Origin of the sequence: Dyadobacter sp. (assembly GCF_051859145.1) — a bacterium.
GTDB lineage: Bacteria > Bacteroidota > Bacteroidia > Cytophagales > Spirosomataceae > Dyadobacter.
In genome coordinates, this window is sequence record NZ_JBHYGF010000616.1 from 1 (window position 1) to 16,653 (window position 16,653).

A 16,653-nucleotide genomic window follows, 5' to 3' on the forward strand; every position below is an offset into this window, starting at 1 on the left:
ATCCGCGATACGGTTCTGCTGCTCGGTGAATATTTCGGTTTTAGTTACTCCCATGCTGCAAATATAGATAGCATTCTGCCAATTGCAATATTACGATGAATATTTTCTTGTCTGCTAAATTCTATCGTATCTTTACGATTGACTACAACTTACCTGATAAAATATGAGCCTGATCCATCTTTTACTGATAACCTTTTTTACCACTGCCGCAATTATGCCATCTCGCAACTCCGACAATAAGAAAGCGCTTAATCCAAAGCTTTCTGCCTACATTAAAACTGTTAAAGAAGATTTCTCAAAAATACCGGGCGACCGCAAGGAAGAGCTTGACAAAATTGCTGTGTTCATCCAAAAGCAAGTAAAAGCCGGCCAGCCTGTGCAGCTCACTTACATTTGTACCCACAATTCCCGGCGCAGTCATTTCGGTCAAATTTGGGCTGCTACTGCTGCTGCATATTACAACATCCCCAATGTCAAGACATACTCTGGCGGTACTGAGGCCACAGCATTCAACGAGCGGGCGGTTGCTGCTTGCGAAAGGGCTGGTTTTGATATCACAAAAACATCAGATGGCAAAAACCCAATCTACCATGTAAGCTATGGGGCCGGAGCTGAACCTATGAAAGCTTTTTCAAAAAAATATGACGACGCCAGCAACCCGCAAAGCAATTTCTGTGCTATCATGACCTGTTCCCAGGCTGATGAAGCGTGCCCGGTTGTAAAAGGAGCAGCTGCCAGGGTTGCCGTTCCTTATGATGATCCAAAAGCCTTTGATGGCAGCGCGCAGGAGAAAGCCAAATACGACGAACGCTGCAAACAGATTGCAACCGAAACAATGTATGTTTTTTCAAAAGTGAAAATCTAGGTTATCGCGCTAACAAGCATTGGACAGTTACATTCGGCAGTATCCGGGCGACCATTTTTCCAGGCATTTGTCTACACCGCTAATCATTGACTTCTTGATGAATTCCAGGTCAGCGATCTTACGCTCATGAGAGATACTTTTTCTGATATTTTTACAGAGACATCCCTACATAATAAAGTAACTTTTCAAATAAACAGTAAACGACCGACTAACTAGTCAGCCAATAGCGGTTACAAAAGCCAGCTAGCAGCTCGCAAAAAAATAAGACAATTAAGTTCTCAAATAGCTGGGACACTGGAACCGTTTTTGTATCGAAACGCCAATTTCAATAATGTTTATTTAAACTATGAAATATGGCAAATCAACAATTTAAAGACTGCATCGACGCTTGTGCGGCTTGTGCAGTGGCATGCAGCTATTGTGCAACTGAATGTTTAAAAGAAGCTAATCCAGAAAAGTTAGTCAGATGTATCCAGCTTGATCTTGAATGCGCTGCCATCTGCCGTAGCGCCGTAGAAGTAATGAGCCTGGGAAGCGAATTCAGCGCAGATTTGTGCCGTGTTTGCGCAAATGCTTGTAATGCTTGTGCACAGGAATGCGAGCAGCATGCGCATATGGGGATGGATCATTGCCGCCGGTGCGCGGAAGCCTGCCGAGCATGTGCAAAGGCTTGTGAGCAGATGGCCACGCCAGTATGAGAATCTGAACAAAATAGGAAGCCAAACTTTATGTTTGCTTCCTATTTCTATAATGAATTTAGCGATGCAGGGCCTTTAACGCTGGCCTGCTTGGCGGTATCTAATTGATCGGCTAAGTTCGTGTTGGCTATCGGCCTCCTTTAAACGCGCGTTATCTCTAGGGCCGAGCACTTATAGGCAAAGTGTAAACCAAAGGGAGCCACGTCAGTATGTTAAAGAAAAAGACGGCTTTCGGGGGAACCTAGTGCTTTCTCCTGCGAACCCTTCCCTGAGAGCAGATTCAAGAATCCTGGACGACCGCAAACCTTGCTTAATCAGGTAACTGGTTTGGATAATCAGTTTGTTTAGTACTAAAATTACTTGCCTACCTTATCACTTAAAAACTGGTCTAGCTCTTTTCCATGCAGATTTAGTGCAATAATCGAGCCTTTTTCGTCAATGATCGCATTGAAAGGAATCCCCTCTAATTGATAAGTCTTTGCAACAGGCGATGCCCAGAATTTCAAATCGCTGACCTGGGTCCAGGGAAGACCGAGTTTCGTGATCGCCCGCTGCCAAGCGTCTCTTTTACTGTCAAGGGAAACTGCAAAAATTTCAAAATTTTTGCTTTGTGATCCAGGGCGGTGATACTTTGCATATAATCGTTTAAGCTCTGGCTGCTCCTGAATGCAGGGCGCGCACCAGGATGCCCAAAAGTCGATCAACACAAGATTGCCTTTCATGGATGAAAGCGACTTTTGTTCGCCAGTTATCGAAGGCAGCGTTATTTCGGGAGCCTGGCTTCCGATTTTAAGTGGTTGCTGAGCGGATAAATTTCCGCCAATACCATACAAAAGAACCGTTAAAAAAACTATGAGGGGTAATTGTTTCATTTTAGAAATCATTATTGAACTGGGTAATCTTTATCTATCCAATCTGTTTTAATATTCTTGGGTATATCCAGAAGTTTAGCGTTTTTAAATCCCATTTTCTTAATCTGGGAAAAGGCAGGCCTGATATTAGGACAACGATCAAAGGGACAGCAACCACAGTACAGGACCACTTCACGGTTTTTATCCTCTTTCGAAAGTAATGTTTCCAGCTTTTTAAGGTTGGCCTTTTCGTCTGCCGGGCCGATATCCACAGAACCTTTGATAACTGCCTGCGGGCCGATATTAACGATAAGGGGCATAAGAGTTTTTGCTTGCTGGATCCGGTCTGCCAATTGCTTTGGTGGCATAAGCTGAGAAGAAGACCAGGGCTCCTGCTTAGTTTGTCCCTGCACGAATGTAAATGATACTAACAGAGATAATACTGTAATAATTTGTGTGATCTTTTTCATGTTCGAAAAGAATTTTTAGGACAGGCCGTTTAATTTACATTAAAGCCATATTTGACATAAATATTTTTTGCGGTAGTACTGGTTAGAAAATCCATAAAATCCTTCGCCGCTTTCGGATGGGGTGCTTTTTTTAGCAAACCAGCCACATAGGTTGATTCAATATTATCTTTCTCAGGAATTTCTACCAGCTCAATCGGATGCCCGATCATTTTTTGATAATAGGCCTCAGAATACCAGACCGGACCTGCATGTGATTGCCCGTACAAAATTCGCATCGGTGTTTGCCGGTGATGGATCTGGGTTAAAAAAGTTGTCTTCGCATTTACCTTGTCATGCATAATCAGCTCGCGAAGCTTCTGACCGCCAACTTTCGTATAAGCTTCTTCGATAAGCTTCCCTATCCCTTCCCATTCCGGGTTTGGCATACTTACCAACACGTCCTTATGGCCCAGATCTGCCAGGCTTTTTATCTGCTGCGGGTTGCCTTTCTGAACCATAATGGCAAGTTTGCTTTTAGCATAGGTTTCTGTTCGCAAAAACATGTCCGAGAACTCATCAATTTTCCCTTTTCCGGCGGTATAAATGTCCGGCTGATGACTGATACGCATATTCCCAATCGTTATAGATCCAGACTGGATCTGTTTGCCCAAAATCCCGGGCGGTAACGTCTCTGCAAATACCCGTTGATACTGCGGATACTGTTTTTTAAATGCTGATAACAAATCATCAATCACCATAAACTGGTTACCTCCAAAAAATATGATTAATTGGGGATCAGTAATATCTCCATACAGATCAGGTACATTGTCTATGCCTGGTACTGTAAACTGTAAGCCTTCAGTGGGCGGCGTATTCCAGGGCGGATCAAAAGAATGATCCTGCCCGCTCACCCTGCCCAAAGCAAAAAGGTTTACGAGCATAATCGTAAGAAAAACAATTCTATTCATAGCGGTAGGCGTTTATGGGTGTACAACCGCCCACCCCTGCTGCTGACGGATTATGATCTCGCCGTTACCGCTAGGGACAAATGATATAAAATCGAAAAGCTCATCCTTACTGATATTACGCTCCCGAAGTGTGTTTTCGCATTCCGCCAGGATAACCCCTTTTGCCTGTAAGGCCTTCAACTGGCTCTCATAAGGATTGGTTTTTTTGAAGACCGCAACTCCCCCGCCGTGAACTACGAGCTCAGCCTTGAGCTTTCCTTTCAAACGGGGATCTTCCAGGGCATTCATTATGTTTTTTAGGGTTGCCTTAATTGTTTTATCATCGTCGCTATTCAGTTGGTAGACGACCTTATAAGACTTTTTATCGGCAGTTGCACCGTGAAACTCACTGGGGCTAAACGGTTTATTTTGCGCCCAGGCTCGGCTTGAAAGCAACAATAAGGTGGCAAATAAAAGGCATGCGATCTTTTTCATTTCTTATAGTTTTAATTGATTTACTTATTAAGTATGATTATGCTGCTGCATTGGACTAGGTGCTAAGTCAGACAGCCTGTAAAAGTTTTTCAAAATGCATGATCTTTCCATTGATTGGAATGATACATAATCTGATAAACAAGCCTACAAACTTTGGTGAGATTTGTCATAAGCAGTTTGCTTCATAATGATTATTAAGTGGCCTTTCCTACTTTGCAAGCTGTGCGATCATATCAACAATTTTAGGACTACTGTAGTCCGCAGCACCTTCCTGTCTGTATACCATTTTGCCTTGCCTATCCAGAATAACCGTAGTAGGAACGGCTCCCTGCATAAAAACCGGCGGTATCTCGCTGGCCGGACTTACCACCTCCAAAGCATACTGGTGCTTCTTCATGAAGCTATCTGACTTCTGGTGATTACCATCTACATCCACCATCAAAAAGACCACCTTTTCATTGTCCTTAAACTTGCTATGCAAATCATTGATCGAAGGCATTTCTGCAATGCAGGGCGGGCACCAGGTTGCCCAAAAATTGATAAATATGACTTTTCCTTTTAACGAGGCCAGATCAATCGTCTTTCCACCACCATCTTTAAAATAAACATTTGGTAAAGGTTCTGCGGCAGCTTCATCAGGCTGCCTGTCAATTTTGGGCTGGAACAGGCCGATTTTCATCAGGCTCTGAATTGTCCATCCTTTTACCTGTGGGCTGATCACCATAGCTGCGATAAATACCACCATCATGGCCGAGAATATGTTTGAAGGCGATAACCATTTCTTTTTCATCATTATTTCTATTTTAAAGTGTTATTTAATTTTAACCTTACCGGCATTGAGCAGCTCTTCGCTGCCAATTTTGACAATCTGGTCTTTTCGATCCAGCTCGCCAAATACCTCCTGGACCGAATCCCGTCTTGTTCCCTCACTGATGGGCACTTTTCTGACCGCCTGGTTTTCCACACGCAATACGAATGTTCCCGACTGCGCGTGCACGATGCTGCTGGCAGGCACCCATAAAGTAGAATCTGGACGCCTTAGCTTCATCGTTACCTGGGCATACTCCCCTCCATCCAAGGAATTATCCTTGTTTTCCACATCAAATTCAGCGGTTACCGAGCGGTTCTGCTGCTGTAAAACCTGGCTTTTCCTGGATAGAACAGACGTAAACATTTTCCCAGGCAGATTGGAAACCGTAAAGCTGGCCATGGCATTTTTTCCAACAGACTGTGCATGTTTTTCCGGAATTGCAACAGTCAGCCTTAGCTTTTTGTTCTGGGCAATAACCAGCAGCGGTGTTGTATTATTTTCCCCCACCAAGGCTCCCACTGATACATTCCTTTCCACTACTACGCCATCGAATGGCGCAATAATTTTTAGATATTCTTCGATCTGTCCAAAGGATTGGGCACTCGATATAGCAGATTGATACGCAGCACTGTCACTTCTTAGTTTGCTTTTAGCCCTATCCAGCTCGATGGCGGCAACAGAACCGTCCTTTTGGGTAGCTTTCAAAACCCTTTCATACACCTGACGGCTCAGCTGAAAATCTTCATAAAACTTCTGCTGGTCAGACCTGGCTGACTGAAAGCGTTGCGAGACTTCCGGAGCCTCCAAAATGGCAAGTACCTGTCCTTTTTTAACTACACTGCCACGGTCGACTTTGATGGCTTTTACAAAGCCCTTGGCCTTTGCAAATAGGCTGACCTGTTCATAAGGTTTGAGCTCACCTGGCAATGCCAGCGAGTATTCCGGCTGATCCTTCACTGGGTTGATTACCTGCACGCTTACAGGGCCTTTCACATTTGGCGTGCTTTGGCTGTCTGTTTCTGGTTCGCTACCGCAGCCATTTATACCAACACTTATCAGGGCCAGGCCCAGAAAGAGAACGGTTGAATTTTTATGGATTGTCATCATGTTTGACAGCATCGTCGTATTCATTTAGTGATTGCAATTAATTGAGCCTCGGTGTCGTCCGGGTCCAGTGATGGACTCTGCCGGCCTGTTTTACGCATGGTCCATGTAAAAAGGTGCGGCATAATTAAAAGCACGGTAAGCGTGGACAAAAGAAGGCCACCGATTACAGCCTGTCCCAGCGGGGCAACCTGCTCACCGCCATCTCCCATGCCCGAAGCCATCGGTACCATACCGGCAATCATAGCCAGCGTCGTCATCACGATGGGCCGTAAGCGCGAGGATGCCGCAGCAAGGCCTGCCTGCCGTGCCTGCATACCCATGTACAACCTGTTATGCTCAGCCTGGTTGATCAGAAGCACCGCATTGGAAACAGATACACCCACCGACATGATAATACCCATGTAAGACTGTAAATTAAGTGTGCTGCCAAATAGCAAAAGCATCAGGATACTTCCACCGATCACAGCTGGCACCACAGCAAGTATCATCGCAGATACTTTAAAAGACTGATAATAAGCTGTCAGCATCAAAAAGATCACCACAATTGCAACCACCAAACCGGTCTGGAGTCCCGACATGGTCTCGTCCAGCAGCTGCATGAGCCCTTCGCTTGAAACAATCACCCCGCGCGGTGCATCACCCGCATCCGCCAGAACTTGTTTGACTGCACCGGAAGCGCTACCCAGATCTTTTTGGTAGGTATTGGCTAGTATAGTAACATACCGGTTTGATCCCTGCCGGTTCACCTGGCCTGCTTGCTTGACCATTTCCAGGCTGGCCACATCTTCGAGTACCGGGCGCGGCTCGCCCGATTTGAGTGGAATAGATCGGAGTTTGTCCAGCGACCCCATATCCGATTCCGGTATTTGCACCTGCACCTGAAATACCAGACCTGACCTAGGATCCACCCACAGGTTTTTATTGGTAAAACGCGTTGATGATGTAGCAATAGCCAGCGCCCGTGAGACGTCTTCCATAGTCAGACCAAATTGGGCCGAAAGCTGCCGGTCTACATTGATCTTTACACTCGGATAATTGACCGGCTCGGCAATACGAACATCTCTTAAAAAAGGGATTTTATCCATTTCCCCTTTCAACTTCAACGCATACTGATTAGCAGCTTTTAGCTGCCCTGCTGCAACTTTGATCTGTATGGGAGTCATGGCCCCCTGGCTCATAATCTTTTCAACAAGCTCCATAGGCTCAAAGTTGATTTTCAGCTCAGGCAGCTCTTTTTTTACTTGTGACCTGATCCTTTCCTTGAGTGCTGCAATGGACCCTTTAAAAATCGTCTGATCAATCGAAATCTGCAAAACCGCTTCATGCGAACCACTGGTGAACAGAAAGATGGGATTGATGGCGGTAGCCGATGGCTGAAGGCCTACAAAGGCAGAGCTGATTTTGATCGAATTTTCAGGCAGTCCCTGCTGGACAATACCCGTTACCTTTTTTAGGTATGCCTCCGTATTTTCAAGCCTGCTGCCCTCAGGGGCGACAATCCGTAGCTGTATATCACCGCTGTTGCTAGCTGGTAAAATATCTGTCCCGACTGCCAGAAAAGATGCCGTCACCATGACACCCACTGCAAGCGCATAGACCGTCAAAACAGCTACGGGCCTGCCTTGCAAACGCCGGGTGAGCGATAAATAACGGCCCTTAAAAGCATCAAACCTTGTCCGCCGAGCGCCCTTGACCTTATGATGGGCTTTTAACTTTTCCGGTTTCATTAGCCAGTTGGCCATGATAGGCACAAATGTCTGTGAAGCCAGAAAGGAAGCGATCATGGCAAAAGCCACAGCCAAAGAAAGCGGCATGAACATATCTTTTGGAATGCCGCTCATCATAAATGAAGGGATCAGCACAGCCAGTATACAAAGCAGGATCAAAAGTTTAGGGACCGAAATTTCCAGCAGCGCATCCAGGATGGCCCTTTTCTTGGGTTTGTCCATCTCAAAATGCTGATGGATGTTTTCAATGGTTACCGTAGCTTCATCGACCAGGATCCCGATAGCCAGGGCAAGACCGCTCAAAGTCATCACATTGATCGTCTGACCGAGCATATATAGCATAATTACAGCCGAAAGGATCGCGATGGGTATGGTCATGACCACAATCAATGATCCACGCGAATCTCCCAGAAAAAGAAATACCATCAGCCCTGTTAGCAGCGCCCCTAATATGCCTTCGTGGATCAGGTTTTCAAGTGAACGCTCGATATAACCCGACTGGTCAAAAACATACCGGATATCTACATCTTCCGGCAAGGCTGCTTTCAGCATGGGTATGGCCGCTTTCAGGTTTTCGACCACTTTCAGCGTAGAAGCATCTGATTTTTTGATCACAGGCAAATACACGGACCGTTTGCCGTTGATGATCGCATAGCCGGTTGTGATATCGGCAGCATCTTCCACACTGGCAATATCTTTGACATATACATTAGTCCCTGATCCTTTGCGGATTGGAATATCTAAAAATTCCTGTGGATCATTGGCAATCGAGTTAAGCGGGCTCATCAAATTCTGGTTGCCGATCCGGATGTTACCCGCAGGGGCAGGAAAATTATTCTTGGCTATTGCAGTAGTGACTTCTTCCGCTGAAAGCCCGTAAGACTGCATCAGATCAGAATTAACCTTGACAACCATCGTGCGGATATTACCGCCGAAAGGTGCAGGGGCCGTCACCCCGGGGATGGACACAAACATAGGCCTGATCTTGGTCAGGGCCATATTTTGAAGCTCAGTGATCGATCTTTGAGGGCTTTCAAACACCAGTTGCCCGATCGGGATCGAGCTGCCGTCAAAGCGCACGACCTGAGGCGGTACCGCGCCAGGTGGCAGAAAGCCCATAGCCCTGGAAACCTGGGTTGAAACCTCGCCAGAAGCCTGCGCCATATCGGTACCAGGGTAAAATGTCAATTTCATCAGCGTAAAACCCTGGATACTTTTAAAGTCAATATCCTTGACACCGCTTACAAATATGAGCACTTTCTGAAACTCGTTGGCCATAAAACCATCCATATAGGCTGGTGATAGCCCACCATAGGGCATAGCAATATAGATGACCGGAAGTTCGACCCTAGGGAATATATCCACATTGATCTTGCGGATCGCCGTGAAAGAAAAGTAAGCTATACCAATAACAGCTACCATTATCGATAAAGGTCTTCGCAAAGCAAGCCTTATAATATTCATCGTATTCTATTTAAATTGGTTTTGCAAATAGGAAAAATCGCCCGATGCCTCCGAGCGGACCAGAACCTGCTCCCATAGTTGACTATGGGCATCGATATTGGTTTTCTCTGCTTGCTGTAAGATCAACTGGATCTGCAACAGTTCTGTCAAACTGATCAGCCCGTTCTCAAATCTGGACAAATAAAGCTCGTAAGCCAGCCTAGCGTTTTTAACCGCTGCATTAATGCTGCTAATTTGTCTGAGCTGGCCTTCAATCCGTTTTGAGGTCGAACTTTGCCGTGTGTTTAGATCCAGTTTTTGAACTTCATAATTTGCCTGGCGAGACCTAACTCTGGATAGTATACGTTTCTTCGCCAAGTTACTGGTTGAAGCATTAGTTATGTTCCAAGTGAGAGCCAGACCCAACAGGTAGTTGGTGGACCCGTTTGCATAGCCATCTAAAACCCCATTTTCCACGACACCATCCTGACCAATGCCACTTCCCCTCAGGGCTACTCCCCCAAGTGCTGAAAACGAGGGTAGCGCCTGGCGGCCTGCGAGCTCAGCCTGGGTCTGGCCATACCTGACAGCAGCATCAAGTACTTGTAGGTATGGGTGACTAGCCTCTATCGCGCCGCCTTGCATAATAGGGGCTGGGGACAGATAAGCCTGATAATGCAGCCCCTGGGCTGTGTCTATATCAGGTGCGAGTTCAGTCAGCGCTTGCAGGTCTGAGCTTAATTTTGCCCGCCATGACTCTTGCTCTGCATCTGTCTGTAAATAAGCAGACAGGGCTAGTGAACTGTCGGCTCCCGGCTTTAAGCCTGCCACAGCCAGACTTGCCGATAACTCAAAGATCTGTCTTGTACGAGCTTCATTTTGAAGTGCCCATTGCAAATTGACTTTACTGTTTAACAGCTTCAAAAACAATTGAGCAGATCTGGTTTTAAGCCTAAGCTGCTCGGCGCTGAGCTCGTTTGTCGCCTGATCGATATCCAGGTCAGCAGCTTTGATAGAAAGATTTTTGCGGCCAAATTCGAAGAACTTCCAATCTGCTACAACGGATCCGAAGGTATTGAATGCCGCTGACGGCTGGCCTGGTTGCCCTGCGACCTGACCATTGATATTAATCACGCCAGGAAGCGGAAAAAATGCACCGCTGCTGCTGGCGTAGGTCCCCATCGAATTTTGGAGCTGCAATTGCACATTGGGCATATAGGCATTACTCCGGGTAAGCGTTTCATTCAATCTGGATTCATCCAGCTGCGCTTGTTTTGAACTTATCGACGGATAATTAGAAAGGGTTATTTCCCAGATTTTGGTAAGTCCCAAACTGGATTGTGCATGCAAAGATGAGCTGACAAGCATTATCAAAATGCCTGGCAGACAAAGCTTATGCCTTATCATATTAAATCTGTTTAAATGGTAACGGCAGTTAGCAATGCTTAAAAGCACTAACTAATGCCAATTAAAAGTCAGACTGAATATGAAGGCTCAAATCAAAAGATACCGGTTTTTTAGATAAATGGGGCTTCTGCCCACCGCAGGATGAATTTTAAAGCGATAGGTAGTTATGCCATGCGCATCACCCAAAAACCTTGCAAAAAATAGTAATAACGGAAAGTAGGATAGCACTGCGATTGATGCAGGTGGTACCAGATCAGTCGCTGCTTGAATATGGAGATCTTGATCTGAATAAGCAGCACTTTTGCCCGATGCGCAAAGCGTATTTTCAGAAATCTGCACGGCGCCAGCAGGTACCTTTGCACTTCCAGGTGCTGAATGGCTTGCAACTGGGTGATTTAAAAGAGCCGCACTTAGTGTTTTTTTGACCTGACAGTTCGACAACAAAAACAAAGTAAAAAACAAAAGTAGCAACGCCCTAACTGGTGTGCATGCTTGTTTTTTGTGCTCTATTGATTGTTGCTTTACCATAAAAACTTTTTTTGCAGCCTGATAAAAGAATGATGACTGCCCAATGGCCAGGATTGGCGAACATAATTATACTAACGAAAAAGAACTAAGTTTTATTAGGTCAAAGTCAGCATTCTTTTTTAGATAGGCAATGACCGCATCGACTGCTTTGACTGTTAAATCCTGCCGGTTACAGCCCAGTCCCTCAGCTACCCCTTGTGATGTGATAAAGGCTGCTTTGTAAAGTTTTTCTGGTTCAAGTGGCTGATCTCCTATGAAAATTTGCTGTATCCGGTGCCCTTTGGGATTTTCAATGCGCATGTAAACATGAATATTCCAGCACCTTTTCACATATCCCCCCATTTGTTTCATCGGATCGATGCAAAAAGTCCTTTCCAGGTTTTCTTCCAACATTTTAAAGATCTCCCCGCCTGTCAAATCAACCGTTGAAACCACCGGGTTCATCGGAACCATATTATACAGGTCGCCTTTTGTAATCGGGCCGGCTGGTATGGGAGCCCCGTACCGCCACCCATTAGAAAATGCAATCTCACTACCGCTGGCGTCTTGCAGTGATCTTAAAAGGAGCTCATCCATGGGCGACTCTAACGTGTTATAGCGGTCGAGCAGCATCCTCGTTCGGCCTACAACTTCATTCAATGCCTGATAGGGCTTCATAACCTGATCGATCAGCAGGTCCATGCCACCATCCAGAGGGACGGTATTGTCGACAGCGAGCAGCTTATAATTGAAATCCTGAATTTTTCCATCATTGATTTCTAAATCCAGGTGCCCTACAAAACTACCGTGACAGCCACATTGGATCAGGATTGTCTCATTGATGATGGTGGCCTCATACAACCTGTTATGCGTATGCGCGCTCAGACATACGTCAATGCCCGGAATTTGCCCCAGCATATCAATGTCCTGGGGGTATCCATTATGTGAAAGTAGAAAAACGATATCAGCACCCAGTGATCTGACACTTTCAATGGCACCAGGCAGTTCGTTGATTCCATCTGTGACTAAAAGCCCTTCGCCGAACTGCTTGGGCATCGTTTTGTCTATAATATTAGAACAAACACCAATCACTGCCACCTTTATATTTTCAATTTCCAAAACTATGTATGGATCTAGAAACAGGCTTCCATCGTTATTATATACATTGATCCCCAAGACCGGGTGATTTAACAAACTTTCAAGTTTTTTTAACTGCGAGGGCCCGTAGGCAAAATCCCAATGGCCCACCATAGCCTGGAAACCAATTTTGTTCAGGATAGGAATAATTGCTTCACCCTTTGAATCAATCAGCGGCAAAGTGCCATGAAAAGTGTCCCCACCATCAAAAACAAGCGTATTCGGGTTTTTGCTTCTAATTTCCTGAACCAAGGAATATATGCGTGAGTAGCCACCGGCCACGGCTACTTTTTTTTCACCTCCTTCAAAGAATATTTCCTGGTGCGGCTCCAAATAACCGTGCACGTCATTTATATAGGCAATTGAAATTTTCATTTTCTAATTTTTAACGCTTCACGACTGCCAAGTCATGTTATTATTACCAGACAGACCATTAAAAGTTTACTGGCCAGGAAAATAATCGCAATCACAATTTTGATCAGAACAGATGAATGGTAATAGTATCCCTGTTCCGACTGATTTTTTAGTATCCGAATATCTGATATAAATAAACAAGGTTGCCAAGGCACCCAAACCCACAAGCAAAAACACCGTCCATCGGCCAATAACCTGTCGGGTGAATTTGGGCGTTTTCTTCCAATGCAACCGATATCTGCCTGATGACTAAGGGAGATTTAACAACGACAAACCCAAAACCCATCATACCAATGCTAGTCCGGATCTAGGCAAGAAACGTCCTCCCATTGGCAAGATGATCACCTGCGTTTTGTCTTTCTTTATTATTTGCCTCCTGATTCAGCAATTGCTCAATGCTCCGCTGGCTGCTTGTCAAACTCCTTAATATGCTCACTAATGTCGTAAACAAGCTTTGCACCCCCGATTAGTGAAGCAATCAACGAGCTCCCTATCGCGCTCCTGTATCCGCCCGCGCAGTGAACAGCAATGGGTTTGTCCAGTGGTATTTCACCGACCCGATCTTCTAATTCTGCCAAAGGAATGGTGATACTATCAGCAAAAATTTTGTTGGACTCTACTTCCGTTGGGTTTCTAATATCGACAATTGTATAATTCTGTTGATGTTCACTAAAATCATTAATGTCCAGGACAGGCATAGTTTCTGGCCCATCATCTGCAACGAACGCCTCTTTGATGTTTGTTTCGTACCCAATGGATGCAGCCCGGGCTATAAGTTTTTCCAGTGTAACAGTATCGGCGGCAACGAGATAAAACTGATCATTGGGGTCAATCATGCTTCCCAGCCAGGTCTCAAACTTGGTTCCATCCATGATGTTAATCGATTTGGCAAGGTGCCCTTGCTTGAAATCCTTTTGTGGCCTGCTATCGACGATCCATATATGCTGATCTAAGCTCGATTGATCTGACATCGATGACAACCTTTTGACTTTGCTGACACTATCCTGAAATGGCAATGCACCTTTTTTATTGAGCTCAACATCAAAAGGGAAGTAGGCGGGAATAAATGGCTGGTCTGTCGTAAGCTCACGGACAAAGGCCTGCTCACTCATCGGCTGAAGGGACCAGTTCTGTGCTTTTTGCTCACCCATGGTACTACTATTAGCATCGCTTAGCGCCTTTCCGCATAATGTACCCGATCCATGTGCCGGGTACAAAATCACATCATCTGGCAACGTCATCAGTTTTTCGCGGAGGGAATGGTACATCTTAGCGGCTAGCTTTTCACGCTGAGCGTCCATATTCCCGCCAGACTCTCTTAAATCCGGCCGGCCACAATCTCCGATAAATAACGTGTCACCACTAAATAAATATTTGGGTTGGCTATCGTGGATGAGCAGCACCGATATACTATCATCGGAATGACCAGGTGTGTTGATGGCTTTTAAGACAATCTTGCCCAGGATTAACTCCTGGCCGTCATCGAACGGTGTCAAATTATATGCGGCTCCGATTTTTGCGCTTCCATAAATTGCAGCGCCGGTAGTCTGGGCAATTTCCAAATGGCTACTAACAAAATCGGCATGTGAATGCGTTTCTATGACTGCAATAATTTTCGCGCCATGCTGTTTTGCAAATTCATAATACTGTTCTGGGTTACGCCCGGGATCAATCAATGCTACTTTGCTTTCACATTCACTTAATATGGCATAGCTGTAATGTGCCAGGAATTTATCTTCAAATTGTTGAACCTTCATATACAATCATTTTTTAATTAAGCTGTTCCCTTAAGAATTTTGTTCCAGTAAAGCCACGGAAGCACTTTGGTCTTTAATAGCCACATGCTATATCTTTCCTTGCCCTGGTCAAATGGAAAGGTTTCCATCGGCGTATTGTTGTAATCGAATTCAGCCAGTACAAGTTTACCGTAACCCGTAACTAGCGGGCAAGAACCATAACCGTTATAGACCTGGTCCAAAGATTTGCCTTCCATTACGTGAATAAGGTTTTTGACAAGTACTGGCGCTTGTTTACGTATTGCTGCGCCGGTCTTAGAATTAGGCGTACTTCCAGCATCACCTAAACCGAAAATATTCTTGTAACGGTTATGCTGCATCGTGTCCTTGTTCAGATCAACCCATCCAAGCGGGCTATCTTTGAGGGCAAGAGGACTATTCTTAATAAAATCCGGTGCCGATTGGGGCGGGGTCACATGCAGCATATCGAATGGTTGTGTAACGCGGTGCGTGATCCCATCTGCATTTTTTATTTCAAAATAAGCAAGTTGCCCGGGCCCGTCAATTTCGACCAGGTTGTGATTAAAGTGCGTCTGGATACCATAATTACTAACCACCCGGTTTAATACATCTGCATATTTTTTTACTCCGAATATGACACTTCCACCACTGTAAAAGTGGACTTCTGATTTTGAAAGCAGACCCTGCTTTTTGAGATGATCCGAAGCCAGGTACATGATTTTTTGCGGGGCACCACCACATTTAATAGGCGTATTTGGAGCTGTGAATATGGCCTTGCAAGGACGCTTTACAGAGCTAAGCGTTTGCCATGTGTAGGGGGCAGATTCAAAAGTATAGTTGCTGCAAACTCCATACTGTCCCAGGTTTTCCCTGAGTCCTTTGATTTTATCCCAATCGAGCTGGATACCCGGAGCCACGATCAGATAATCGTAAGTGATCTGATCACCACCCAGGCAAGTAACCGCATTTCGTTCCGGCTCAAATGAGACTACCCGGTCCCTTATCAGTTGCGCTTTCTCAGGAATACAATCCGCCTCTTGTCTGACGGTTTTTTCTATATCATATGCGCCGCCACCGACCAATGTCCAGGCCGGCTGATAATAATGTTTTTCGGATGGATCAATAATGCCAATATCGAGTTTGCTATCCTGATTCAAGAGCTGTGCAGCGACCGAAACCCCGCCATTTCCACCTCCTACAATCACAATCTGAAAGTGATTTTTCATAAAATTACCTGGCTGTTTTGTTTGTACGAAGTCCGAACGTATAATAGAGAGGACAAAAACTCACGAAGCTCGTCAGGATAAAAACCCCTGCAACCACCAGCAGCACAATGGCTACCGTACCAGAAATGATATGGGTGTAATAAAGGATCACAATGGATACCGCGATCAGTATGCGTAAGACCCGGTCAAGCATTCCCATGTTCGCTTTCATAGTTGTCTGGTTTAGTTTGATAAACCAAAGCTACTGACAGCGCCCTACGGGCACAGTGACTTATGTCACATAAGCCGATATAATTTTAAAGTAATAAAACATCATAAAACTTGCTTGGCCTCATTAGCCTCAATGAGGTAACCAGCGCTTGACAACCCCATAAAGGTAGGTCCCACCCAATGCCCCCATGATGACAATGAGTATTGGCCAGTACCCGTATCCGAAATTGACAAACATAGGCCCAGGGCAGGCGCCTGTCAACGCCCAGCCCAGCCCAAAGATGGAGCCACCGATCAGGTAACGGGGCCAGCTGCTTTCTTTATCATGAAATTTAATAGGCTCTCCGCTAAAATCTCGAACGCTGAATTTCTTGATTAAAAATACAGAAAGCGCACCCAGTACGACAGCTGTGCCAATAATACCATACATCTGAAACGATTGAAAGCGAAACATTTCCTGGATCCTGTACCAGGAAACGGCCTCCGATTTGGCCATGATTACTCCAAAGAGAATACCGGTCAAAATAAATTTTAAGCCTTTCATTATATCAAAAAATTAACGGGAAGAAAAAATATGTCATCACCAGGCCACCTACAAAGAA

16 protein-coding genes are annotated in these 16,653 nt (G+C 45.2%); 2 read left to right on the forward strand and 14 right to left on the reverse strand.

The features are described 5' to 3' along the window. The first annotated feature begins 214 nt into the window (after positions 1-214). On the forward strand, positions 215-865 hold the full coding sequence (locus ACTIE6_RS27870; RefSeq protein WP_439559752.1) for a protein-tyrosine-phosphatase: 651 nt from the start codon (positions 215-217) through the stop codon (positions 863-865). A gap of 521 nt (positions 866-1,386) precedes the next feature. Beyond that, positions 1,387-1,563, forward strand: a complete 177-nt coding sequence (locus ACTIE6_RS27875) for a four-helix bundle copper-binding protein (RefSeq protein WP_310588659.1) — start codon at positions 1,387-1,389, stop codon at positions 1,561-1,563. 356 nt (positions 1,564-1,919) lie between these two features. Here the strand turns inward: ACTIE6_RS27875 and ACTIE6_RS27880 are convergent, their stop codons facing one another. From ACTIE6_RS27880 to ACTIE6_RS27945, 14 genes are all read right to left on the reverse strand, one after another. After that, on the reverse strand, positions 1,920-2,447 hold the full coding sequence (locus tag ACTIE6_RS27880; RefSeq protein ID WP_439559753.1) for a TlpA family protein disulfide reductase: 528 nt from the start codon (positions 2,445-2,447) through the stop codon (positions 1,920-1,922). Further along, entirely contained in the window at positions 2,447-2,884 is a 438-nt protein-coding gene (locus ACTIE6_RS27885) for a rhodanese-like domain-containing protein (protein ID WP_082217983.1), read from the reverse strand. The genes ACTIE6_RS27880 and ACTIE6_RS27885 overlap by 1 nt, the downstream gene beginning before the upstream one ends. 29 nt (positions 2,885-2,913) lie before the next feature. Beyond that, on the reverse strand, positions 2,914-3,774 hold the full coding sequence (locus ACTIE6_RS27890) for a substrate-binding domain-containing protein (protein WP_229219107.1): 861 nt from the start codon (positions 3,772-3,774) through the stop codon (positions 2,914-2,916). Positions 3,775-3,843: 69 nt separating this feature from the next. Next, positions 3,844-4,305, reverse strand: a complete 462-nt coding sequence (locus ACTIE6_RS27895; protein WP_439559754.1) for a DsrE family protein — start codon at positions 4,303-4,305, stop codon at positions 3,844-3,846. Between the two features lie 208 nt (positions 4,306-4,513). Further along, positions 4,514-5,098, reverse strand: coding sequence for a TlpA family protein disulfide reductase (locus tag ACTIE6_RS27900; protein WP_439559755.1), 585 nt, complete (start codon positions 5,096-5,098; stop codon positions 4,514-4,516). A gap of 18 nt (positions 5,099-5,116) precedes the next feature. After that, complete coding sequence (locus tag ACTIE6_RS27905) at positions 5,117-6,223, reverse strand: efflux RND transporter periplasmic adaptor subunit (protein ID WP_439559756.1); 1,107 nt, start codon at positions 6,221-6,223, stop codon at positions 5,117-5,119. A 20-nt stretch (positions 6,224-6,243) separates the two neighbouring features. Continuing rightward, a complete protein-coding gene (locus ACTIE6_RS27910) occupies positions 6,244-9,372 on the reverse strand; it encodes an efflux RND transporter permease subunit (protein ID WP_439559757.1) in 3,129 nt (1,042 codons plus the stop codon). Positions 9,373-9,420: 48 nt separating this feature from the next. Continuing rightward, entirely contained in the window at positions 9,421-10,800 is a 1,380-nt protein-coding gene (locus tag ACTIE6_RS27915; RefSeq protein WP_439559758.1) for a TolC family protein, read from the reverse strand. 87 nt (positions 10,801-10,887) lie between these two features. After that, a complete protein-coding gene (locus ACTIE6_RS27920; RefSeq protein ID WP_439559759.1) occupies positions 10,888-11,328 on the reverse strand; it encodes a hypothetical protein in 441 nt (146 codons plus the stop codon). A gap of 66 nt (positions 11,329-11,394) precedes the next feature. Next, entirely contained in the window at positions 11,395-12,819 is a 1,425-nt protein-coding gene (locus tag ACTIE6_RS27925) for a bifunctional metallophosphatase/5'-nucleotidase (RefSeq protein WP_439559760.1), read from the reverse strand. Between the two features lie 431 nt (positions 12,820-13,250). Beyond that, entirely contained in the window at positions 13,251-14,615 is a 1,365-nt protein-coding gene (locus tag ACTIE6_RS27930; protein WP_439559761.1) for an MBL fold metallo-hydrolase, read from the reverse strand. A gap of 17 nt (positions 14,616-14,632) precedes the next feature. Further along, positions 14,633-15,841, reverse strand: coding sequence for an NAD(P)/FAD-dependent oxidoreductase (locus tag ACTIE6_RS27935; protein ID WP_439559762.1), 1,209 nt, complete (start codon positions 15,839-15,841; stop codon positions 14,633-14,635). A gap of 4 nt (positions 15,842-15,845) precedes the next feature. After that, on the reverse strand, positions 15,846-16,052 hold the full coding sequence (locus ACTIE6_RS27940) for a YgaP family membrane protein (RefSeq protein ID WP_439559763.1): 207 nt from the start codon (positions 16,050-16,052) through the stop codon (positions 15,846-15,848). A 129-nt stretch (positions 16,053-16,181) separates the two neighbouring features. Continuing rightward, on the reverse strand, positions 16,182-16,595 hold the full coding sequence (locus tag ACTIE6_RS27945) for a DUF6691 family protein (protein WP_439559764.1): 414 nt from the start codon (positions 16,593-16,595) through the stop codon (positions 16,182-16,184). Positions 16,596-16,653: the final 58 nt, after the last annotated feature.

What these genes read in the sequence shown, in the direction of transcription:
- ACTIE6_RS27925 (WP_439559760.1), bottom strand. Translation starts at nt 12,819, where the DNA reads ATGAAAATTTCAATTGCCTATATAAATGACGTGCACGGTTATTTGGAG.
- ACTIE6_RS27895 (WP_439559754.1), bottom strand. Translation starts at nt 4,305, where the DNA reads ATGAAAAAGATCGCATGCCTTTTATTTGCCACCTTATTGTTGCTTTCA.
- ACTIE6_RS27945 (WP_439559764.1), bottom strand. Translation starts at nt 16,595, where the DNA reads ATGAAAGGCTTAAAATTTATTTTGACCGGTATTCTCTTTGGAGTAATC.
- ACTIE6_RS27885 (WP_082217983.1), bottom strand. Translation starts at nt 2,884, where the DNA reads ATGAAAAAGATCACACAAATTATTACAGTATTATCTCTGTTAGTATCA.
- ACTIE6_RS27900 (WP_439559755.1), bottom strand. Translation starts at nt 5,098, where the DNA reads ATGATGAAAAAGAAATGGTTATCGCCTTCAAACATATTCTCGGCCATG.
- ACTIE6_RS27870 (WP_439559752.1), top strand. Translation starts at nt 215, where the DNA reads ATGCCATCTCGCAACTCCGACAATAAGAAAGCGCTTAATCCAAAGCTT.
- ACTIE6_RS27875 (WP_310588659.1), top strand. Translation starts at nt 1,387, where the DNA reads ATGAGCCTGGGAAGCGAATTCAGCGCAGATTTGTGCCGTGTTTGCGCA.
- ACTIE6_RS27920 (WP_439559759.1), bottom strand. Translation starts at nt 11,328, where the DNA reads ATGGTAAAGCAACAATCAATAGAGCACAAAAAACAAGCATGCACACCA.
- ACTIE6_RS27880 (WP_439559753.1), bottom strand. Translation starts at nt 2,447, where the DNA reads ATGATTTCTAAAATGAAACAATTACCCCTCATAGTTTTTTTAACGGTT.
- ACTIE6_RS27905 (WP_439559756.1), bottom strand. Translation starts at nt 6,223, where the DNA reads ATGATGACAATCCATAAAAATTCAACCGTTCTCTTTCTGGGCCTGGCC.
- ACTIE6_RS27935 (WP_439559762.1), bottom strand. Translation starts at nt 15,841, where the DNA reads ATGAAAAATCACTTTCAGATTGTGATTGTAGGAGGTGGAAATGGCGGG.
- ACTIE6_RS27940 (WP_439559763.1), bottom strand. Translation starts at nt 16,052, where the DNA reads ATGAAAGCGAACATGGGAATGCTTGACCGGGTCTTACGCATACTGATC.
- ACTIE6_RS27910 (WP_439559757.1), bottom strand. Translation starts at nt 9,372, where the DNA reads ATGGTAGCTGTTATTGGTATAGCTTACTTTTCTTTCACGGCGATCCGC.
- ACTIE6_RS27915 (WP_439559758.1), bottom strand. Translation starts at nt 10,800, where the DNA reads ATGATAAGGCATAAGCTTTGTCTGCCAGGCATTTTGATAATGCTTGTC.
- ACTIE6_RS27930 (WP_439559761.1), bottom strand. Translation starts at nt 14,615, where the DNA reads ATGAAGGTTCAACAATTTGAAGATAAATTCCTGGCACATTACAGCTAT.